We start from the raw sequence: 21,100 nt of genomic DNA, 5'->3' as shown, positions 1-21,100 counted from the left end.
CGGTCCCGCGAGGGCCGGCGCCGTGGAAAAAGTACGATCCATCCATCGAAGGAGAGTTCATTGACCACTGATCAGACGAGTGTTGTAGTTTCCCGGGTCATCGACGCCTCGGCAGCAGACATTTTCAACCTGTTGTCCAACCCCGAGCGCCACCACGAGCTGGACGGCTCCGGCATGGTGGTTTCGGACGAGAAGACCGACCGCATTACGGCTTCCGGCCAGGTCTTCAAGATGAACATGCACAACGAAAAAATGGGCGACTACCAGACGGAAAACCACGTCACCGGGTACGACCACAACAAGCTGCTGGCCTGGCAGACCGCTCCGGCCGGCACCGAGCCCAAGGGCTGGCAGTGGGTCTGGGAACTGCAGGCCGAGGGTGCCGACTCCACCGAGGTCACCCTGACCTACGACTGGTCCCACGTCACCGACAAGGAAACCCTGAAGCAGGTTTCCTTCCCGATGGTGTCCAAGGACGACCTTGAGGATTCGCTGAACAAGCTCGCCGCAGCGGTTTCCGGCGCGTAGGGGCTTTCCTAAAACGTACGACGGCGGCCGGTGCCTTCCTTCGGGAGGGTGCCGGCCGCCGTCGTTGTAGGGTGGCGCAATGATTCGTGAAGGCACACCGCTGGACATCCCCCAACTCGCACGGCTCCGGGCTGTCTGGGCGGCCGAGGCCGGCGGGGACGGCCCGGCTGATGCGGGCTTTGTGGGCGAGTTCCGCACCTGGCTGGCGGCCAACCCGCGCACGTTCTTCGTCGCCGTTGCGGATGCTGACGACACCCTGATCGGCATGCTGAACCTGTCGATCTTCGAGCGCATGCCGAAGCCCGGCAAACCGGCGTCAGTCTGGGTCTACCTAGCGAATGCCTATGTGCTGCCCGCGCACCGCAACGCCGGCGTGGGCGGCGCACTGGTTGCCGCAGCCGTCGAGTACTCGCGCCGTCTCGGGGCGGCCCGGATTGTCACCTCGCCGTCGCCGGCATCGGAAAAGTTCTACGCCAGGTGCGGTTTTGAACGTGCCGAGGAACTGGCCGTCTACCGGTTCTGACCATTGCGGACCGGAAACGACAACGGCGGCCGGTGCCCTCCCATAGGAGAGAACCGGCCGCCGTCGTGCGCCTGGATAGCAGAGTGGATCAGCGGGGATTAGACCGCGGACCAGCCGCCGTCGGACGGCAGGATGGCGCCGTTGATGTTCACGCCGTCATCGCTGAGCAGGAACGTGATGGAGGCCGCGAGGTCCTCCGCCGAGGCCAGGCCCGGAATGTTCACGCGTGCCGGGCTGAGGCGGGCCTCGCCGTACTCGCTGGTCTTGCCGCCCATCGGAATGCCGGTGGCCACGCCGCCCGGAGCCACGGCGTTTACGCGTATGCCTTCGCGGGCATACATAAACGCGGTGCTGCGGGTAATGCCCACCACTGCGTGCTTGGACGCCGTGTAGGCCACACCGGAGGCGGAGCCGCGCAGGCCCGCTTCGGAAGTGATGTTCACAATCGAGCCCTTGCGTGCTTCAAGCATGGTCGGCAGCACGGCGCGGGTCAGGCGCATCACGCCCTCCACGTTGACGGCGAAGATCTTCTGCCACATGGCATCGGAAACCTCGTGCAGCGGGGAGAAGTCATCATTGATGCCGGCCACGTTGGCCAGGCCGTCAATCTTGGCGCCGGAAGCGGCCATGATGCGGTCAATGGCGGCGGCGTCGGTCAGGTCGCCTGCAACCGGAACAATGGCATCGCCCAGCTCCTCGGCGAGTTCCTTGATCCGGACCTCGGCGATGTCGACGGCGATCACGCGGCCGCCTTCGCGGGCAATGCGGCCGGCGGTGGCACGGCCGATGCCGGAGCCGGCACCGGTGACGATGATGGTGCGGCCTTCGAAGCGGCCTTCAACGGTCGGCAGGACGGTTTCGGCGATCTCGGGCATCACGCCGCCGTTGGCCTGCTTCACGAGTTCATCCACGGCAGCCTGCGGGAACTTGCCCTGGCTGAGGTCAACCAGCTGCTGCAGCTTCATGGTCAGGGCGGGGCCGAGCGTGTTCTCGTCGCTTCCGGCCTGCGCGAGGAAACCACGCATGGCGGGGCCGCCGGCGGGGTGGTCGAGCCACTGCTGGACGGTGTTCTGGGCGGTGATGGGCGAATTGGCCACGAACCGGTCCTTTCGATCGGGGAGCGGCCGTAATCTGCGGCCGCCGGTATCGGCAGCTCGCCACGATGGTTACACGTGTAAGTTGCCTGTATCGTCAGACTACCGGAGAAATCTCCAATGGATAAGGGCTGACGCCGTCGAGTTTCAGGCGGGCCGCCACGGCTGAGGCGAAAGAGGGACGGAATGAACCGCAGGGTCACGTCCAACGACGTCGCGCAGGCTGCCGGCGTTTCCCGCGCCACCGTCAGCTACGTATTGAACGGGCGCACCGGACAAGGCATCTCGGCGGCAACACGGGACCGGGTGCTGGCCGCCGCCCGGGAGCTGGGCTACACGCCGTCGACCGCTGCCCGCACCCTGCGCCGCGGCCGCAGCGACCTGGTCCTGATGCTGCTGCCGCCTGAACCACTGGGCCGTGCCCTGGCAATCATCATCGACGCCGCCTCCGAAGAGGTGGAACGGCAGGGGCTGCGGCTGGTGGCGCACCGGCTGCCCCGGCAGGGTGGAGCCGTCTCGCTGGTGCATTCGCTGGCCCCCGCGGCGCTGATCCTCGTCACCCCGCTGCCGGAGCCGGAACTGGCCGCCCTTGCAGACACAGGTATTCGGATTGCCTCCCTGCACCAGGCCCTGGATGACCCCCTGGCACCGGACCTCGGCATCGGTGCGCGCCAGGTGCAGCACCTGGCCGACGCCGGACATCAGCGGATCGGCGTGGCAGTGCCGCCGGAGTCCGGATACGCCTGGCGGGTGGACGTCCGCCTGGCCGCCATCGAGGACGCCTGCGCCCGGCTGCATTTGCCGCCTCCGGTGGTGGCGCGGCTGGGCCTGGACGCCGGGGAAGCAGCCGCCGTCGTCGGGCGCTGGCTCGAGGGTCCGCAGCCGGTAACCGCGGCCTGCGCGTTCGATGACGAGCACGCCTTTGCGCTGCTGGCCGGGCTGGCGGCGCACGGCCGGACGGCACCGCAGGACCTGGCGGTGATCGGTGCCGAGGACATTCCGCTTGCGTCGCTGGCAGTGCCGCCGCTGACCACCGTGTCGGTGGATGCCCGGTCCCTGGGGGAGCGGTTTGCGCGGATGGCCATGGCTGCGCCGGACACGGCATCGGAGCTGCAGGGAAGCGGCGCCGGGGAGCCCGCGGAACCGGCCCTTCCGCCGGTCCGCCTGGTTCGGCGCGCTTCGGCCTGACCCGGCGGGCAACACGTCAGCCGTGCGGCCAGTCCGCGACCGCCTGCTCAATGGCCCTCCGCTTGGCTGCCGAGACCCGTTCCACCAGGTCGATGACCGGTTCCGGGGCGGCCCGGGAAGTGCGGGGCAGCCGCCAGGTGCCCACTGCCACGCCGTCGTCCAGCACTGCCGGACGGAAGACGCCGTTGCCGCCCGGGACAATAGCGGCCAGCATCGCCGGACCGGCAACCAGGGAGCGGTCCGCGTAACCGAGGATCCACTCGTCGAACGCCGGCACCAGGGACACGCCGGACGGCCCCGGAATCTCCGGATTCCCGATAATCCACGCCGCCGTGCCGCCGACTTCCACTTGGACCAGATCCTCCACGCCGGCCGCCGCCCTGCGCACCACGGTTTTGGGCAGCTTTGTCCACCAGGCCAGGTCGGCTTCGGTGACCGGACCGCGGGCCAGCACGAAGCCGCGGACCACCGCCGCGAGTTCGGCGTCGGCTGCAGCGTCCGGGCCGGCAGCACCTTCGGCCGCGGTGAGCGTCAACAGCTGCTCGGCCGCGGAAAACCGTCCCCAATGGGCCAGGCCCTCCACGCAGAGGTGCATCAGCAGGTGGTATCCGCGGCCGTCCGAGGTATCGATTCCGGCAGATTCCCAGAGTTCCATGGCTTCGGAACGCCGCAGGGGCCGCTCACCGAGGGCCTCACGCAGTGTGTGCCGGCCGCGCGCGAGTACGGCTTCATCGAGGCCCAGCTCGGCCCGGCGCCGGGTAGTCATCCTGCGGATCCGCTCCGCCGTGAAGGACAACAGTGTCGCCAGATGTTCCGGCGTGGTGGCGAACAGGGTGCCCCGCATCGGCCAGCCACGCACCAGTTCGCCGCGGTCAAAGGCGTCCCGGACCTCCTGGACGGTGGTTCCCGGGCGGGAGCGGAGGGCAATGGCCCGCAGGACTGCGGGCAGATCCTGGCCCTGCAGTGCGACCGCCCGCCGCACGACGTCGGCCGGGGCAAGGTTCGAACCGCCCAGCAGCTGGGAAGAGCGCCGCATCCGCCGCGCATCCTGCCTTGAAAGTATCCCCGCCACGAGGCAAAGCTATGCGCCCCGGCGGTACCGGGCAAGGGTTACCGGAACAGGGCCGCCGGCAGCCCTACTGCCCCGACTCCGCTTCCCTCGCCCGGTAGACCTGCATCTGCCGGTAACGGCGGCCCAGGGATTCCCGGCGGGGTTTCGCCGGCGCGTCCTCCGGTTCGGCAGTGAGGTCAATGTGCTCCTTGCCGAAGCGCCAGAGCAGCAGGTCATCGAGCAGCCGGTCCGGCCCGGGGGAGTAGCGGTGGTCCAGGGCGGCACGGACCTTGGTGATGGCGTCTGCCTGCAGCAGTCCGGCCAGGTCCATGGTGGTCTTCATGCCGTGCGCAGCCAGCATTTCCGCGGCCCAGCCCCAGTCATCACCGGACTTGCGGTTCACGTGCGGCAGCAGGGTCAGCCAGATATCCCGGATCCGGTTAGGGGTCAGCGGCGCGCTGCCCTGGCCCTCCTCGTCCCAGTACCCGGTGACGGTTTCGTAGCGTTCGTGCAGCTCGGCGAAGGCGGTTTCCACCGTTTCCAGCATGGCCGCGGTTGCCGTGAACTGGCGGTCGAAGTACGGGCTCCAGGCCCGCGGATCGCCGGCCTTGAACCGGATGTCGTGTTCGATTTCGGACCAGGCGTGGGCCAGCACGGTACGGATCTGCACTTCGAACAGGTAGCTGCCGTTGGGGCGCTGGTCCGGTTCAAGCAGTTTGTGGAACTGCCGCACGGTCTCGTTCTGGATGGTCCGCAGGATCAGGTGCCGGCTCGAGTAGCCGTAGGTGCCCGATTCAATGGAGCCGATGTCCTTCTCGCGGTCGCCGCGGCAGTCAAACTCGGCCCGCTGGCGCTTGATCAGGTTGGCAGCCTCATCCACCTCGTGCGGCAGGGTCATGATGATGCGCAGGCCCACCAGATCGATCAGGTTGCGCAGGGGATCCGGGAACAGCAGGGAGGGCAGCTCCCCGGGATGCTCCGGCGGCAGCATCCGGGAAGCCTTGTCCCGGAAGGACTCCACGGTCTTGGTGCGGGACGCAACGAACAGCGGCTTGACCGGGCTGTCGGCAAAGACCGCGCGAAGATTCGCCTCCATCTCCGCGGTAACCGCTTCCAAACCCGGCCGAACCCGGGCGTACTCATCGGTACTGGCCTGGACTATGGGCCGCAGCCGCTCATCCAGTGTGTCCCACGCGCTCAAAGCTGTTCCCTTTCCCCTGCCTGCCGGCAGCCTCTGGCACTGCGTTTCCCCAACGTGCCGATAGGCTCCCTATCAGATTAAGCCCCGAGAGCTGAAGGATCGTCATGCCGGCGACTGCACTGCGTGTTTCCTACGGTCCGGACCCGGACCAGTACGCCGAACTCACCCTCCCCGCGTCCGGTTCCGCGCCGCGGGCGGTGGTGGTCATCATCCACGGCGGATACTGGCGGGCAGCCTATGATGCGGGTCTTGGCCGGCCCCTGGCTGCGGACCTGGCCGCCCGCGGTTTTGCCGCCTGGAACCTGGAGTACCGCCGGGCCGGGAAAGGCGGCGGCTGGCCGGAGACCTTCGCCGACGTCTGCGCCGGAATCGACGCGCTGGCCCGGGCGGCGCAGGAGCACGACGTCGACCTCTCCCGCACGGTCCTCCTGGGCCACTCCGCCGGCGGCCACCTGGCCGTGCTGGCCGCGGCGCGGACCGATTCCCCCGTCCTGCCGGCCGGCGTCGTCAGCTCCTCCGGGGTCCTCAACCTGGCCGAGGCCCATGAACTGGGCCTGAGCAACGGGGCGGTGCGGAACTTCCTGGGCTGCACACCGGAAGAGGATCCCCGGCGCTACCGGGATGCCGACCCCATCCACGCACTGCCGCTGCCGGTTCCGGTCTGGGCGCTGCATGGGGAGGAGGACAACACGGTGCCGCTGAGCTCCTCCAGCAGCTGGGTGGAAGCTGCCCGGGCAAGCGGAACCCGGGCACAGCTGCGCCTGATCCCCGGTGACCATTTCGCCATGATCACCCCCGGTACGCCGGCATGGGACGCCGTTGTGGAGGCGGTCTGTGAGGCCGCCGGAATTCCTGCCGGTTAAGGAAACCGAAAGACCGCTCTGTTAGGTTGGCAGGGTGCTTACAGTTATTGGCGAAGCCCTTGTGGATGAAGTAGTCAGCGACACGGCGCCGCGGCGGTTCCACCCCGGGGGCAGCCCGCTGAATGTGGCCGTGGGCGTGGCGCGGCTGGGCCGGCCGGTGCAGTTCGTGGGCCGCTTCGGCGCGGACAGCTACGGCGCGATGATCGCCGAGCACCTCCGCGCCAACTCCGTACTGACCGCCTTCGAAGCCGATGATCTGCCTACCAGCGTGGCCACGGCCGTGCTGGATCCGGCCGGCGGCGCCCGGTACACCTTCGACCTCGAGTGGCAGCTGCCGGGCCTTGCGGACGATCTTCCGGCCCTGCTGGACGGCACCACCATGCTGCACACCGGTTCCATCGCGTCCATGCTCTCGCCCGGGGCCGGCCACGTGCTGCGAGCCGTGGAACAGGCGCGGCCCGGCTGCACCATCACCTACGATCCGAACTGCCGGCCGACCATCATCACCGACGTTTCCTACGCCCGGGAACAGGCCGAAAAATTCGTGGCCCTGGCCGACGTCGTCAAGGCCTCGGACGAAGACCTGCTGTGGCTCTACCCCGACCAGCCGGTGGAGGAATCCGCCCGGCGCTGGCTCGCTGCCGGTCCGTCGCTGGTAGTTGTCACCCGCGGTTCACGGGGACCGTGGGCGGTGGCTGCGGCAGGTGAATGCGAAGTCAGCGCGCCCACCGTCAGCGTTGTGGACACCGTGGGCGCGGGGGATTCGTTTATGTCCGCGCTGCTGGTTGGGCTGATGGACCGGGAGCTCGACGGCGGTGCCCGCCGCAGCAACCTGGCCCGGATCGGCGTCGGCGAACTTCAGGAACTGCTTTCCTTCGCCGCGCGCGCCGCAGCCGTCACCGTTTCCCGCGCCGGAGCCAACCCTCCCTATCGCCGCGAAGTTCCCTGACCTGTCCCGGGCCGCCGCCCCAAATGCCAAGTATCCATTCCTGAGAGGAAATCCAGTGGAAAGCCGAGATCCGTATGAGGCACTGCCCCAGGTGCCCGAGTTCGCCGTCGACAGTGAGGAATTCACCAACGGAGGCACATTTGCGCCGGCGCAGTACAGCGCCAAGATGGGGGTCTCCGACGGCGGGGACGCCTCGCCGCAGCTGACCTGGTCCGGCTTCCCGGAACAGACCCGCAGCTTTGCCGTGACGATGTATGACCCGGACGCACCCACTGCCAGCGGCTACTGGCACTGGGCCGCCTTCAACATCCCGGCGTCGGTCACGGGCCTGGCTGCCGATGCCGCCAACACCGGGCAGATGCCGGCCGGAACGGTGCAGCTGGCCAACGACGCCGGATTTGCCGGCTTTGTGGGTGCCGCACCCCCGGCCGGGCACGGCCTGCACCGCTACTTCGTAGTGGTCCACGCAGTGGATACGGAGGAACTGGATGTGCCGGCGGATGCCTCCCCGGCAGCCCTGGGCTTCGCGCTTTTCACTCACACCCTGGCCCGCGCCGTGATGATCGGCACCGCCGAAATCCGCGAAGACTAGCGTTTCCAGGGGACCCTGCCCTGCCCTGCGGATGGACCCGCCGCCGCCCGAAGTAAGCTGGATGGCATGCAGGAACAGTGGGGGCCGGTACGGCTGATAGCAAGTGACCTGGACGGCACCATCGTGGGTGCGGACAACAGCATCAGCGACCGGACCGTCCGGGCTTTCCAGGCCTGCCTGGCGGCGGGGATCGACGTCGTTTTCGTGACCGGGCGCCCGCCCCGGTGGCTGGACCCGCTGCGCGAGCGGATCGGCCACAAAGGCACCGTGATCTGCTCCAACGGGGCCATCACCTATGACCTGGCCGCCGAGCGGGTCCTTGCCACGCAACTGCTCCCGCTGGAGCAGATGTTTGCCGCCGCGGAGGTCATCCGGGACCTGTTCCCGCGGGCACGTTTTGCGGCGGAGACGGTGGACGGCCTCCATCTGGAGGACGGCTTCGTGGACACCGGATCCGTGGAGCTCCTCGGCGGCATAGTGCCCGGCCCGCTGCACCAGTCCCTTGCCGGCTCACCGGGTGTGGCCAAGTTCCTCGCCCGTGCCGCCGATATCTCCCCGGACGAGTTCCTGCGCCGGGTGGCACCTGCGGTGTCGGGACTGGTCGAGACCACACATTCGGCACCTCGCATGCCGCTGCTGGAAATGTCCCTGCCGGGCCTGAACAAGGCGGCAACGCTGGCCGGCTACGCCAGGGGGAAGGGCATTGATGCGGCGGAAACCGTAGCTTTCGGCGACATGCCCAATGACATTTCCATGCTGGGTTGGGCAGGCCGGGGCTACGCGATGGCTTCCGGCCACCCGGAAGCACGCAGGGCGGCGGGCTACACGGCTCCGGGCTTTACGGACGACGGCGTGGCGGTGATCCTTGAGCAGCTGCTCGATGTTCGGGAAGCCGCCTCAGAAGCTGGTGCGCGGTAATCACCACCGCGAGCCAGGCCGCACCGAGCGTCCAGGCGACCAGCACATCCGTCAGCCAGTGGTGGCCCAGATAGACCCGGCTGAGGCCCACGGCAAACGTAAAGGCCCCGCCGGCGAGGGTAACGGCTGCTTTCGCCCACCGGTTAGGCACGTGCAGGATCACCAGATAGGCCAGGATCCCCGCGATCACGATCGAGTTCAGGGTGTGTCCGCTCGGGAACGAGGCGGAGGATTCGTACGGCGGAACGGCATCCGCCAGCTCCGGGCGGGTCCGTCCGATCAGGGCCTTTCCGGTGACGGTCATCAACAGGGAACCGCCGGCTGCCGCTGCCGTGAGGATCAGCGGTGTCCAGGAACGCCAGCGCAGGCACATGACGAGCACCACGAGCCCGGCAATGATCGGCATGCCGATGGTGCCCGCCAGGTTGGTGAAACCGGTGACCGCGGCATCCAGCCCCGGATTGCGCAGCTCCAGGGCCTGCTCCAGCGCCGGCCGGTCCAGCCCCGCGATCCCGTCGGCGTCGGTGACCGAGTCATAGACCTCTGCGGACACCAGGGTCAGGGCCAGTGCCGGGATCAGTCCAACGGCGAGAATCACGAGCAGGGTCACGTGCGGGGAGGACGCACGGCTGATCGCATGCAGCAGCCGCCGCAGCGGATTTTCAGTGGGGGCGTGGCGCTGCACGGGGTCCGGACTCATGGATCAAGTATGCCAAGGCGGGTGGAGAGCCAATCCAGGTTGTTCTCCAGTCCGGCCCGCCAGACCTGCCAGGAATGCCCGCCGGGAAGCTCCTGGAACTGCACGTCCACGCCGGCCGCCCGGGCCGCTTCGTACACCTGCCGGCCCTCGGGGGCGTAGACCTTGTCCTCCCGGCCCACGACGACGATGCCGGCAAGCTCCGGAAACGACATCCGGCCGAACCGGTCCACGGCATTCTGTTCGGCAAACGCCTGCTCATCGCCGCCGAAGTAGGTGTCCAGCAGGGCCTGGTGCCCGTCCACATCGGTGGGCTCGTTTTCCCCCGCGATGTCCAGGAACGTGGGATAGACATCGGGGTGGTTCGCTGCCAGCTGCACGGCGCAGGTGCCGCCGAACGAATACCCCGCGATCGCCCATTGGTGCGCCCCGGACGTCCCGGCCCCGAGCTGCTGCCGCACCCAGGCGGGAAGATCCCGGGCCAGATAGGTTGCCGAGTCGCTGACGGAAGTGTCCAGGCACAGCGGCCAGTTGGGGTTGGAGGCGTTGCTCGCATCGGGCATTACGACAACCGGTGCCAGGCCGGCGTGGCCGGCGGCAAAGCCATCCATCATTTCGGCTATGCGGCCGCTGACCAGCCAGTCGTTCGGGGATCCCGGCTGGCCGTGGATCAGGACCAGCACCGGCAGGCTGACGGCACCCGGGTCCGCCAGATAGGCCGGCGGAAGATAGATCAGCGCAGTGCTGGACGCGTACCCGGAGGCGGTCGCGGGAATTTCGTCGCGGTAGACAGTGCCCTCCTCGGGCATGTCCGACGGCGGGGACCAGCTGCTTTCGGAGGCGGCGGGCCGGTCTGCTCCTGCGTCGGCGGGACGGGGAAGGGGATCATCCGTGGCTGACGGCGGATCCACGAGGGAGCGCACGGTGGGGTACTGGGCATAGGCAAGGTTCACCGTGCAGGCCAGCGCCCCCAGCAGGGTCAGGGCTGCCAGGACAGCGGCCACCCGGCGGAAAACCGTTGTTCCGGGAGGTATCACGAGCTGCACCGCAAGCTGGAACCCCAGGACGGCCAGCGCGCTGTAGGCATAAAGCATCCGCGGCAGGGAAGCATTCCACCAGTGGAATATAACTTCGGCCACCACATACAGCAACGCGGAACTGCCCGCCGCGGCCAGGGTGCAGACCAGGATCCTGCGCAGGCCCAGCTTCCTTCCGGCGATCAGGAGCCAGAGGAGGGCTGCCACGCCGAGGGCCAGGACGAGGGCGGGGAGGATCCCGTCAACCAGGGACAATGACATCACGGGGGGCGCCTCCTCACCCGGTCCGGTCCACGATCCGGCGCGCCAGTGACAGCCCCTGCCCCAGTGACAGGCCGGGGACATAGGCCCGGGCCAGGGCATTGGCGATGGCCGGCAGGGATGCCGGGTCCGGGTAGGCCATAAACAGCGGCACATATTCCGGGGCAAACTTGGCCTTGAACGCCAGCAGGGACCGGAATCCGTACACCGGTTCCAGAGTCTCCCCCAACCGGTCCAGCAGCCGGTCCATAACCGGCGGCCCCTCCCCGGCTCCGCCGTCGTCCGTGTCCCCGGCTCCGCCGTCGTCCGTGTCCCCGGCGGCCCGGGCCAGCGGCGCCCCGGAAAGGCTGACGAAGGAAAAGCCCTCGTTCCGGAGCGACAGGGCCGCGGACGCGATGAGGAAGTCCATCCCCAGCCGGAAGCCGCTGCTCCGCCGGCGCATAAAGTCCAGGGTCCAGCCCGCCACCGCTCCGTTCCGGTACACCGGGAGCCAGGATGTCACTGCATGCACGGTCCCGTCTGAATCGACGGCCAGCAGGCAACGCACCTCCGGATCGTCCAGTTCCTCCAGCCCGCCCAGGGTGAAGCCCATTTCGGGCAGATCCTTGTCCGCCACCCACTCCTCCGAAATGGCGTAAAGCTGGTCTTTCACGGCCGGCGGCGCGGTGGGATAACTAATCCACCGTGCCGAGATCCCCTGCCTGCGGGCGGAGTTCATGGCCGTGCGGATGTCCTGGAACTTCTTGCCCCTGAAGGCCAGCGAACCCAGCGGAAGGATGGTTTCCTCGGCCACCTGCAGGGAGGAATATCCCAGTCCGGAGCTTAAGTTCCGCACCTCCGGGCCCACGGAGTAGAAGCAGGCGGTTATGCCGTTCGCGGCGCAGAACGCCGAGAAGCCTTCCAAGGCGCCGCGCAGCTCATCCCGCGGGCCCACCGGTTCCCCGACAGTCAGTGCCACACCTCTATCCATCCGGTACGCCACGTAGGACTTTCCGTCGGGGGAAAACCAGTAATTATTACCGGGCCAGAGGGTCATCCACGCCATGGTGCTGCCGCCGTGGGTTCGAAGCAGCGAGCGGGCACGGTCCGTGTCCGCGGCCCCCGGACTGTAGGGCGGCACCAGGAAGGAACGCAGCAGCAGGATGGACGTAAGAAGCCAGAAGACTACTCCCACGCCCTCATACAGCAGGACCGCGGGAAGGGTTTCCGGCACAATGACCGGGGGCCGGCTGGTCGCCTCCAGGACGGGAAGGAAACGCCCGGGCAGGTCCGCCGCGAGCAGGCCCGGCGTCGCGGCGGGTGAAAAGCCGTTCCGGTTCAACAGACCTGCACCCAGGTACAGCGCAGTGAGCAGAACCGCCGCCACGGCGACGGTGCCCGCGATCCGCCGGTACGTGCCGGCCGGTGCGCGGACCGGGAAGAGGCCGCGGGTGAAGACAAGCAGGACCAGGACAGCCAGCGGAACCGCCATGGGCAGCACCAGTGCGATGGAACTACCGGCACCGGAGGTCCCGGCAGCGGGTTCCTCTCCGGTCAGCAGCCGGCCGATCCGCACTGCCGCCAGCACCGTCATGGCTCCCTGCAGCAGCAGGGCAGCGAGCCAGGCGAACCGGCGCCCGCGCCGCAGGCCGTCCGAAAACACCGCCAGCAGCACCAATGGCAGGGTGGCCAGGAAGAATGCGGCCGGGCCCGCACGCAGCTGGATACCCGCGGCGACACACCTCGCCGAGTCCGCCGCCGCACCGCATAACTGATCCAGCTCTGCCGGAGTCCTTACTTCCACATCCGTGAACAGATACCGCAGCACCGACAGCGGCCCCACGGCCTGGCTGCTGAGGGCGCTGATCACCGGGCCCGCAGCGGAGGCCAGCACGGTCAGGGCCACCAGTACGCGCGCCTCCCGACGGCTGGTGACCAGCCTGCGGGGAATTGCGGGCCGGCGGTCCGCGAGGTAGGGCCCGGCCAGGGCGCCCGCAGCGGCGGCGCCCAGCATCGTCAGGTCGGCGAAGCTCCCACCGTAGAGCGCCAGCAAAACCAGCAACGTAAAAAGGAGAACCCGCAGGCGGCGGCGCCACAGGGTCCCGAGCCGGGCGCTGGCGGCAGCAACCGCCGCAGCCAGGAAAGCCACCGGACCAACATAGGATTCGGAGACAAGGGCGCGGGACCAGTTCCCTATGGAGGCGCTGGTCAGGGAGGCAAAGCCGGTGGCCAGCAGCAGCCCCGCGATTTGGCCGCCGAAACCGGCCAGCAGGAACCGTCCGGTTCCCAACAGCCGCTCACAGGGCAATCCGGCCAGCAGCGTTACCAGGGTGCCGCCGAGGTAGGCGGCCGTGCCGCCGGCCCAAAAGCAGCACAGGACCAAGGGGGCCGGATTCCCGGCCACGGTGTCCACGGATACGCTCACCCAGTCCTGCAGCGGTCCCTTGGGGCCGCCGCCGAGCGAGGAGGTAAGGGCCCCGAGGATCCAGAAAAGGGTGACGAAGATCAGCGTTGCGGGCGACCGGCCGGCGCTTCCCCGCAGCCGCTCCAGGGGCCAGCGGAGGAACATTCCGAAGCGGCGCCAGGCGGGAAGTGTGTCAGGCACGGTTCTGGCCTCCCCGGACTAGGCCGGCGGAAGTAACTGCTGCCGGCCGCGGTCCTGCCAGTCTAGGCGCGGGCGCCCGGGACTGGACTGCGCGCCCGCCGTCCAGTCATTGGTAGGGTACGAATGTGTTGGCAACTTATCCCTATTTCCGTGCGCCCCGAGACGAGGCGACTCCCCACCCGGGATCTTCGCCGGCACCCATCGCCCTGGCTCACCGCGGCTTTTCCCCCGACGGCTACGAAAACACGCTCCCGGCCTTCCGGGCCGCCGCGGAGCTGGGGATCAGTTACCTGGAAACAGATGTCCGCACCAGCCGCGACGGCGTCCTTATGGCCTTCCACGACGAAACCGTTGACCGGATTTCCGGCGGAGCACTGGGCAAAATCAGCGAGCTCACCCGAAAAGAGCTCGACGAGGTGCTGGTGGGCGGGGCGGAACGGATCCCCACCTTCGAAGAACTCCTGACGGAGTGGCCCCGGATGCGGCTGAATGTAGACATCAAGGACGCCGCCGGGGCGGCCCTGCTGGCCGCCCTGATCGAGAAGCACTCCGCGCACGACCGGGTTCTCGTGGCGTCCTTCTCGGACGCCCGCCGGCTTCGCGCCCTACGCCGGTTGGCGCGGCCGGCTGCAAGCTCTGCGGGCAGCACCCTGACCGCTGTGCTGCGCCTGCTCGCGCCGCTGGGCGCAGCCCGAATCCTTGCCCGGGCGGGCCGCTTCCAGTGCGTCCAGGTTCCGCTGCGGTTCGGCCCCATACCCGTGGTGACGCCGGGTTTCGTCCGCAGCTGCCACCGCGCCGGAATCCAGGTCCATGTCTGGACCATCAATGATGCGCCGACCATGAACCGGCTGCTGGACCTGGGGGTGGACGGCATCGTCTCCGACCGTGCGGACATCCTCGTGGACGTCCTCAAAGACCGCGGGCAGTGGCGGTAACAACTACTTGGACCGTCCTGTCCGTCCGGGCTGGCAGGATGAGGGCATGCGTGTAGTTATTGCTCCGGACAAATTCAAGGGAACACTCAGTGCCGCGGAGGCCGCGGCAGCCATGGGTGAAGGCGTGCTGGCGGTCTACCCGGACGCCGAGGTCACGGCCGTGCCAGTGGCTGACGGCGGTGAAGGCACCCTTGACGCTGCACTGATAGCAGGGGCGGAGCCCCGCACTGCCCGGGTCCGGGGACCGCTGGGCCGGGAGGTCACCGCCGTCTGGGCGCTCAGCGGTGACACGGCTCTGATTGAAACCGCGCGGGCCAGCGGCTTGACCCTGCTGGATCCCACGCCCGGGACCGCGCTGGCGGCCACCAGCTACGGCAGCGGCCAGCTGATCAGCGAGGCCCTGGACGCCGGCGCGCGCACCATCATCCTGGGCATCGGCGGTTCGGCTATGACGGACGGTGGCTCCGGTGCGTTGACAGCCCTGGGCCTGAAGATCCTCGACGACGCCGGTGCGCCGGTGCCTCCCGGGGGAGCGGGACTGGCGCAGGCCGCGTCCCTTGACGTTGCCGGGCTGGATCCGCGGCTGGCCGGGGTGGACCTGAGGATCGCCGCCGACGTTCGGAATCCGCTGCTGGGCCCCGAAGGCACGGTGGCCGTGTTCAGCGGCCAGAAGGGAGCCGACTCCGCCACGCAGGCAGTCCTTGAAGAGGCCCTGGGCAACTGGGCCGGGCTCTTGAAGTCCGCCACCGGCGTCGACGTCGACATCCCCGGCGCCGGCGCGGCGGGCGGGTTTCCGTCCGGGTTCCTGGCCTTCACCGGGGCATCGCTGAACCCGGGGTTTGAACTGCTCAGCGCGTTCACCGGCCTGGACGTTGCGCTCACCCGCTGCGACCTGGTGCTTACCGGTGAAGGCTCCCTGGACGAGCAGTCCCGCTACGGCAAGGCACCCCTGGAAGTGGCGGCCCGCGCCCGGGACGCGGGAATCCCCGTGGTGGCCGTGGCCGGCCGGATCACCCTTACCCCCGACCAGCTGCAGGAGTACGGAATTGTCGCGGCCGTCAGCCTCCTGGACGTGGTGCAGCGCCCGCAGGATGCCATGGACCAGGCGGCAAAGTATGTGGCCTGGGCTACCCGGCAGGCCCTGGAAGGGGCCTAGCCGAGGCGGCTTGGTTTGGCCCCGGCGTCTTCCTGCGGCTGATCCGGATCGGTTCCCCGCCAGCGGGCGATTGCCTGCATGCCGTGGTAGGCGATCAGGGTGGCGCCGGTGCCCAGGGCAATGCCGCCGAACTCCAGTCCGGCCACTATCCAGGTGAAGTTCGCGATGGCAATGATCAGGCCCAGTCCGGCGGTGGAGAGGTTGATCGGATTGGAGAAATTCACCCGGTTATCCACCCAGATGCGTACGCCCAGAATGCCGATCATTCCGTAGAGGACAATGCCTGCACCGCCCAGCACGCCGCCGGGCACCGTAGCGATCATTGCGCCGAACTTCGGGAACAGGCTGAGCAGGATGGCGACGATGCCGGCCACCCAATAGGCGGCCGTTGAGTACACCCGGGAAGCGGCCATCACGCCGATGTTTTCCGCGTAGGTGGTAGTGGCTGAACCGCCGCCGGAGCCGGCCAGCATGGTGGCAATCCCGTCGGCCATCAGTGCCCGGCCCGCGTACGGGTCCAGGTCGCGGCCGGTCATCGCGGCCACGGATTTCACATGGCCGATGTTTTCGGCCACCAGTACCAGGACCACCGGAACAAAAAGGCCGATCACCGAGAAGTGGAAGGTGGGGGACATGAATTCGGGCAGCCCGATCCAGGCGGCATCGCCGATGGCCTGGAAATCCACCTCGCCCTGCAGTATGGCCGTGATGTAGCCGGCCACCACGCCGACCAGGATGGACAGCCGGCCCAGGAACCCCTTGAACAGGACCGTGGTCAGCAGGATCACCACCACGGTGACGGTGGCAGTGAGCGGGCCCTGCTCGAAGTTGTCCCGTGCCGAGCCGGCCAGGTTGAGCCCGATCAGGGCAACGATGGTTCCGGTGACCACCGGCGGCATCAGGACCTGGATCCAGCGGGTGCCCGCCAGCTGCGCCGCAAGGCCGACCAGGAACAGCACAAAACCGGCCATGATGATGCCGCCCAGGGCGCCGCCCGGACCGTGCTGGTTGGTGGCCGCCCCGATCGGGGCAATGAACGCGAAGCTTGAGCCCAGATAGCTGGGGACCCGGCCGGCGGTGATGACCAGGAACAGGATGGTTCCGATCCCGGAGAACAGCAGGGTGGTGGCCGGCGGGAAACCGGTCAGCAGCGGAACGAGGAAGGTAGCGCCGAACATGGCCACCACATGCTGCGAACCGATGCCGATGGTCCGGGGCCAGCTCAGACGCTCCTCCGGGGCAACGTAGCTGCCCGGCCGGATGGTCTTACCGTCTCCGTGAAGGGTCCAGTCCGTACCGAATCTGCTCATGGTAGTGCCCTTCTTCGAGCCAGGGGTGTCTAGACAGAATTCTAGCCGCCGGGAATTGCCGGGATGTTACGTTGCATAGGAACAAAGCTTGGGGACAGGACAGGACCTTGATTTTCTACCGATCGGACAATGGAGCAGCATGAGCATTTCAGTTGCAGGACGCACGGTCCTTATCACGGGCGCCGCCATGGGTATGGGCCGGCTTTACGCCGAGCGTGCAGTGCGCGAAGGAGCAGCAGCGGTGGTGCTGTGGGACCTCAACACCGAGGCCCTGACGGACACAGCTGAGCAGCTGCGGGAACTGGGCGCCTCGTCGATCCACCCCTACCCGGTGGACGTTGCCTCGCTGCCGGACATCACCGCCACCGCCGAGCAGGTCATCCGGGAGGTCGGGGTTCCGGACATCCTGGTCAACAACGCCGGAATCGTGCGCGGAAAGTACTTCTGGGACCACGCCCCGGAGGCGGACATCGACGCCGTGATGCAGGTCAACACCCTGGCCCCCATGCAGGTGACCCGGGCGTTCCTGCCCGGCATGATCGAGCGGCGCACACCGGCGCGCATCCTCAACGTGGCCTCGGCCTCCGGCACACTCTCGGTACCGAAAATGAGCGTCTACACGGCCTCCAAATGGGCTGTCATCGGCTGGAGCGACTCCCTGCGGCTGGAACTCGGCGAATCCGGCAACGGGCACGTCGCCGTCACCACCCTGATTCCGAGCTACATCAAAACGGGGATGTTCGAAGGCGCCCGGGGACCGCTGCTGACACCCCTGATGGAACCGGAGTACGTGGTGGACAAGGCCTGGGAGGCCCTGCTCGCCGGGAAGGCACGGCTCCAGCTCCCATGGACCGTGGCCCTGGGCAGTGCCCTGCGCAACGTGCTGCCGCAGCCGGCCTGGGACGTGGTGGCAGGACGGGTCTTCAAGGTCTACCAGTCCATGGACCACTTCACCGGCAGGAAACCGGAAGCCCCCGCCGGCGAAGCAGCTTCGAGCGAAAGCACCGCCCGCGCATGAGCGAAATGGTTTCCGCCTTCACTGCTTCCCCCGGTAATTCCTCCCGCGGTCCCCTCGGTGGTTCCCCGGATCCTTCCCCCGCCGCCGTTCCCGCAGTGCTGGCCAAGGTGCGGGAAGCCTACGACTCCGGGCGCACCCGGCCGCTCGCCTGGCGGCGGCAGCAGCTCGAGGGGCTCGTCCGGCTGTTTCACGAGCGGGAACAGGAGCTGACGGACGCGCTGGCAGCAGATCTGGGCAAGAATCCGCTCGAGAGCTTCGTGACCGAGCTTTCGCTGGTGCGGGCCGAGGCGGAACACGCATTGAAGCATCTGGAAAAGTGGGCCCGCAGCCGACGCGTGCCCGTTCCGCTGGGCCTGCAGCCGGCGTCGGCCCGGACCGAACCGCAGCCGCTGGGCGTGGTGCTGATCATCGGCCCCTGGAACTATCCGGTGCAGCTGGTCCTGGCGCCGCTGGTTGGTGCGCTGGCCGCAGGCAATGCAGCCGTGCTCAAACCCAGCGAACTGGCCCCGGCGACGTCGGCCGTGCTGGCGGACCTGCTGCCGCGCTACGTGGACCCGGCAGCCGTTGCCGTGGTCGAGGGCGGGCAGGAGGCCAGCACCGCCCTGCTGAAGGAGCGGTTCGACTCGATCTTCTTCACCGGCGGGGAGCGCGTGGGCAGGATCGTCCTGCAGGCCGCCGCAGAACACCTGACCCCGGTGACCCTGGAACTGGGCGGGAAATCGCCGGCCGTGGTGCTGGACGGCAACTGGGCCGCCGTCGCCCGCCGGCTGGTCTTCGGGAAACTGCTCAACGCCGGCCAGACCTGCGTGGCCCCTGACTACGTCCTGGTGACGGAAGCGGCGGCACCGGCGCTGAAGAAGCAGCTGGTGCGGGCGGTCTCGGAGCAGTTCGGCAAGGATCCGTCCCGGAGCGCGGACCTGGGCCGGATCGTCAACGAACAGCACTGGGAACGGCTGGTGGGACTGCTGGACAGCGGAACAATCCTCGCCGGCGGACGCAGCGACCGCGGCAGCCTGTACCTGGAGCCGACCATCCTCACGGATGTGTCCCCGGATTCACCGGTGATGCAGGAGGAAATCTTCGGACCCATCCTGCCGGTCATCGAGGTGAGGGACCTGGACGAGGCCATGAAGTTCATTAATTCGCGCCCCGTTCCGCTGGCCGCCTACCTGTACAGCAACTCCGCGGCGGACCGGAAGGCGTTCGAAGAGGGGGTGCGGGCCGGCAGCATCAGCCACAACGCCAGCACCGTGCAGCTGGCCGTGCCCGGCCTGCCGTTCGGCGGCGCAGGTGCCAGCGGCACCGGTGCCTATCACGGCAAATACACCTTCGACACGTTCAGCCAGCTGCGGCCGGTCTTCACCAAGGGCACCCTGCTGGACACCCTCCGGTTTGCGTACCCGCCCTACACGGGACTGAAGAAACGGGTCCTGCGCCGGCTGCTGTGATCCGCTGCGGATAAAGGGAAGGGGTGCACCACCCGGTGCACCCCTTCCCTTTTTTGGCGGGTTTTTGGCGGAAACTACGAAATCACGCCGTCCACGATGGCCTTGGCTTCGGCCTGGACCTGGTGCAGGTGCTCCTCGCCCTTGAAGGACTCGGCGTAGATCTTGTAGACGTCTTCGGTACCCGAGGGCCGCGCGGCAAACCACGCATTCTCGGTGGTCACCTTCAGTCCGCCGATGGGTGCCCCGTTGCCCGGCGCCTCAGTGAGGCGTGCGGTGATTTCCTCGCCCGCCAGGGTGGTGGCGGTGACGTCCGACGGCGAGAGCTTGGCCAGCGCCGCCTTCTGCTCACGGGTGGCAGGCGCGTCCACGCGTGCATATTCGGGATCGCCGAACTGATTTGTCAGCTCGCGGTACCGCTGGGACGGGGTCTTGCCGGTCACTGCCGTCATCTCCGAGGCCAGCAGGGCCAGCAGGAGGCCGTCCTTGTCAGTGCTCCAGGGCCGGCCGTCGAGCCGGAGGAAGGACGCACCGGCGGATTCCTCGCCGCCGAAAGCGGCTTCGCCGGAAAGCAGGCCCGGTACGAACCACTTGAAGCCGACCGGAACCTCCATCAGGACCCGGCCCAGGTCGGCGGTGACGCGGTCAATCATGGAGGAGGAAACAAGGGTCTTGCCCACCATGGCGTCCGCGCTCCAGCCGGAACGGTTGCGGTACAGGTAGTCAATGGCGGTGGCCAGGTAGTGGTTCGGGTTCATCAGTCCCGCGTCCGGGGTGACAATGCCGTGGCGGTCGGCGTCGGCGTCGTTGCCGGTGGCAATGTCGTAGTCCCCGGCCCGGGAAATCAGCGAGGCCATGGCGTAGGGAGAGGAGCAGTCCATGCGGATCTTCTCGTCCCAGTCCAGGGTCATGAAGGCCCACTGCGGATCCACGTTGGGGTTGACCACGGTCAGGTTCAGCTGGTGCCGCTCCGCGATGGCGCCCCAGTAGTCCACGGAGGCGCCGCCGAGGGGATCGGCGCCGATGTGGAGTCCGGCGCTGCGGATGGCGTCCAGGTTCAGCACGGCGGGGAGGTCTTCCACGTAGTGCGCCAGGAAGTCATAGGTGCCTACCGAGTCGGCCAGGCGGGCTTCGCCGAGGGGAATGCGCAGCACCCCGTCGAGGCCGTTTTCCAGCAGCTGGTTGGCGCGGTCGGCAATCCAGTTGGTGATGTCGGAACCGGCCGGCCCGCCCGTGGGCGGGTTGTACTTGAACCCGCCGTCTGCCGGCGGGTTATGTGAAGGAGTGACCACAATGCCGTCGGCCTGCTCCGTGCGGGTGGAATTGTGTGCCAGGATTGCGTGGCTTACGGCCGGGGTGGGAGTAAATCCGTTTCGCGCGTCAATCTGCACGTTCACGCCGTTGGCAGCCAGGACCTCCAATGCGGTGTTCTGTGCAGGTTCGGACAGCGCATGCGTGTCCTTACCCATAAACAGCGGTCCGGTGATGCCAGCGGACCTGCGGTACTCCACGATTGCCTGGGTAATGGCGGCGATGTGCTGCTCATTAAAGGCACCGTTGAGGGAGGAGCCGCGGTGCCCGGAGGTACCGAACACCACGCGCTGGGCGACATTGGAAGGATCCGGTACGACGTCGTAATAGGCGTCCAAAAGCGCGGTGAGGTCTACAAGGTCGGAAGGTTCGGCACGTTGGCCGGCACGATTAGACATACCCCTAAGCATGCCAAAGAAACGGCTCCGGCGGCAGACGC

Annotated in this window: 19 protein-coding genes; 11 read left to right on the top strand and 8 right to left on the bottom strand. The window is 68.0% G+C overall.

The window, feature by feature from the left end:
• The first annotated feature begins 60 nt into the window (after window positions 1–60).
• The gene (locus tag LOC60_RS11485) at window positions 61–528 is read left to right on the top strand and encodes an SRPBCC family protein (RefSeq protein ID WP_230025291.1); all 468 of its coding nucleotides are present in this window, start codon (window positions 61–63) and stop codon (window positions 526–528) included.
• Window positions 529–607: 79 nt separating this feature from the next.
• A complete protein-coding gene (locus LOC60_RS11480; RefSeq protein WP_230025289.1) occupies window positions 608–1,051 on the top strand; it encodes a GNAT family N-acetyltransferase in 444 nt (147 codons plus the stop codon).
• 98 nt (window positions 1,052–1,149) lie between these two features.
• Here LOC60_RS11480 and LOC60_RS11475 read toward each other — a convergent pair whose 3' ends face one another.
• On the bottom strand, window positions 1,150–2,148 hold the full coding sequence (locus LOC60_RS11475; protein WP_230025287.1) for an SDR family NAD(P)-dependent oxidoreductase: 999 nt from the start codon (window positions 2,146–2,148) through the stop codon (window positions 1,150–1,152).
• 183 nt (window positions 2,149–2,331) lie between these two features.
• Here LOC60_RS11475 and LOC60_RS11470 point away from each other — a divergent pair, with 183 nt between their 5' ends.
• A complete protein-coding gene (locus LOC60_RS11470; protein ID WP_230025285.1) occupies window positions 2,332–3,333 on the top strand; it encodes a LacI family DNA-binding transcriptional regulator in 1,002 nt (333 codons plus the stop codon).
• Window positions 3,334–3,349: 16 nt separating this feature from the next.
• Here LOC60_RS11470 and LOC60_RS11465 read toward each other — a convergent pair whose 3' ends face one another.
• Complete coding sequence (locus tag LOC60_RS11465; RefSeq protein WP_230025283.1) at window positions 3,350–4,369, bottom strand: winged helix DNA-binding domain-containing protein; 1,020 nt, start codon at window positions 4,367–4,369, stop codon at window positions 3,350–3,352.
• 100 nt (window positions 4,370–4,469) lie between these two features.
• Window positions 4,470–5,585, bottom strand: a complete 1,116-nt coding sequence (locus tag LOC60_RS11460) for a GTP pyrophosphokinase (protein ID WP_230025281.1) — start codon at window positions 5,583–5,585, stop codon at window positions 4,470–4,472.
• A gap of 104 nt (window positions 5,586–5,689) precedes the next feature.
• Between LOC60_RS11460 and LOC60_RS11455 the strand changes: the two genes are divergently transcribed.
• The 4 genes from LOC60_RS11455 (at window position 5,690) to LOC60_RS11440 (ending at window position 8,907) form a co-directional block, all read left to right on the top strand.
• Entirely contained in the window at window positions 5,690–6,448 is a 759-nt protein-coding gene (locus LOC60_RS11455) for an alpha/beta hydrolase family protein (RefSeq protein WP_230025279.1), read from the top strand.
• 34 nt (window positions 6,449–6,482) lie between these two features.
• The gene (locus LOC60_RS11450) at window positions 6,483–7,397 is read left to right on the top strand and encodes a carbohydrate kinase family protein (protein ID WP_230025277.1); all 915 of its coding nucleotides are present in this window, start codon (window positions 6,483–6,485) and stop codon (window positions 7,395–7,397) included.
• A gap of 55 nt (window positions 7,398–7,452) precedes the next feature.
• Window positions 7,453–7,989: a YbhB/YbcL family Raf kinase inhibitor-like protein gene (locus tag LOC60_RS11445; protein WP_230025275.1), complete on the top strand. Its 537-nt coding sequence runs from the start codon at window positions 7,453–7,455 to the stop codon at window positions 7,987–7,989.
• Window positions 7,990–8,055: 66 nt separating this feature from the next.
• On the top strand, window positions 8,056–8,907 hold the full coding sequence (locus LOC60_RS11440) for an HAD family hydrolase (protein WP_230025274.1): 852 nt from the start codon (window positions 8,056–8,058) through the stop codon (window positions 8,905–8,907).
• On the opposite strand, the gene LOC60_RS11435 is transcribed toward LOC60_RS11440, so the two are convergent.
• From LOC60_RS11435 to LOC60_RS16340, 3 genes are read right to left on the bottom strand one after another with little or no spacing between them, the layout of a single operon-like run.
• Window positions 8,828–9,607, bottom strand: coding sequence for a phosphatase PAP2 family protein (locus LOC60_RS11435; RefSeq protein WP_230025272.1), 780 nt, complete (start codon window positions 9,605–9,607; stop codon window positions 8,828–8,830). The genes LOC60_RS11440 and LOC60_RS11435 overlap by 80 nt on opposite strands.
• The gene (locus LOC60_RS11430; RefSeq protein WP_230025601.1) at window positions 9,604–10,902 is read right to left on the bottom strand and encodes an alpha/beta hydrolase; all 1,299 of its coding nucleotides are present in this window, start codon (window positions 10,900–10,902) and stop codon (window positions 9,604–9,606) included. Before LOC60_RS11430 ends, LOC60_RS11435 begins: the two co-directional genes overlap by 4 nt.
• A 16-nt stretch (window positions 10,903–10,918) precedes the next feature.
• Window positions 10,919–13,486 carry a bifunctional lysylphosphatidylglycerol flippase/synthetase MprF gene (locus tag LOC60_RS16340; RefSeq protein ID WP_230025271.1) on the bottom strand — a complete coding sequence of 856 codons (2,568 nt, stop codon included), beginning with the start codon at window positions 13,484–13,486 and terminating at the stop codon, window positions 10,919–10,921.
• A gap of 128 nt (window positions 13,487–13,614) precedes the next feature.
• On the opposite strand from LOC60_RS16340, the gene LOC60_RS11420 reads away from it, so the two are divergent.
• Window positions 13,615–14,421 carry a glycerophosphodiester phosphodiesterase family protein gene (locus LOC60_RS11420; RefSeq protein WP_231713413.1) on the top strand — a complete coding sequence of 269 codons (807 nt, stop codon included), beginning with the start codon at window positions 13,615–13,617 and terminating at the stop codon, window positions 14,419–14,421.
• A 46-nt stretch (window positions 14,422–14,467) separates the two neighbouring features.
• Window positions 14,468–15,577 (top strand): glycerate kinase, encoded by a 1,110-nt coding sequence (locus LOC60_RS11415; RefSeq protein WP_230025267.1) that lies wholly within the window; start codon window positions 14,468–14,470, stop codon window positions 15,575–15,577.
• Here LOC60_RS11415 and LOC60_RS11410 read toward each other — a convergent pair.
• Window positions 15,574–16,887, bottom strand: a complete 1,314-nt coding sequence (locus LOC60_RS11410) for a uracil-xanthine permease family protein (RefSeq protein ID WP_230025265.1) — start codon at window positions 16,885–16,887, stop codon at window positions 15,574–15,576. The genes LOC60_RS11415 and LOC60_RS11410 overlap by 4 nt on opposite strands.
• 139 nt (window positions 16,888–17,026) lie before the next feature.
• Here LOC60_RS11410 and LOC60_RS11405 point away from each other — a divergent pair, with 139 nt between their 5' ends.
• Both LOC60_RS11405 and LOC60_RS11400 read left to right on the top strand, forming a co-directional pair.
• A complete protein-coding gene (locus LOC60_RS11405) occupies window positions 17,027–17,905 on the top strand; it encodes an SDR family NAD(P)-dependent oxidoreductase (protein WP_230025263.1) in 879 nt (292 codons plus the stop codon).
• Window positions 17,902–19,353: an aldehyde dehydrogenase family protein gene (locus LOC60_RS11400; RefSeq protein ID WP_230025261.1), complete on the top strand. Its 1,452-nt coding sequence runs from the start codon at window positions 17,902–17,904 to the stop codon at window positions 19,351–19,353. The genes LOC60_RS11405 and LOC60_RS11400 overlap by 4 nt, the downstream gene beginning before the upstream one ends.
• Before the next feature lie 74 nt (window positions 19,354–19,427).
• Here LOC60_RS11400 and pgm read toward each other — a convergent pair whose 3' ends face one another.
• On the bottom strand, window positions 19,428–21,059 hold the full coding sequence (pgm, locus tag LOC60_RS11395; RefSeq protein WP_230025259.1) for a phosphoglucomutase (alpha-D-glucose-1,6-bisphosphate-dependent): 1,632 nt from the start codon (window positions 21,057–21,059) through the stop codon (window positions 19,428–19,430).
• Between the last annotated feature and the right edge of the window lie 41 nt (window positions 21,060–21,100).

Origin of the sequence: Arthrobacter sp. zg-Y769, assembly GCF_020907405.1 — a bacterium.
Classification (GTDB): domain Bacteria; phylum Actinomycetota; class Actinomycetes; order Actinomycetales; family Micrococcaceae; genus Arthrobacter_B.
The sequence above is the reverse complement of the archived record's forward strand: the minus strand, read 5'-3'. Positions and strand labels throughout refer to the sequence as shown.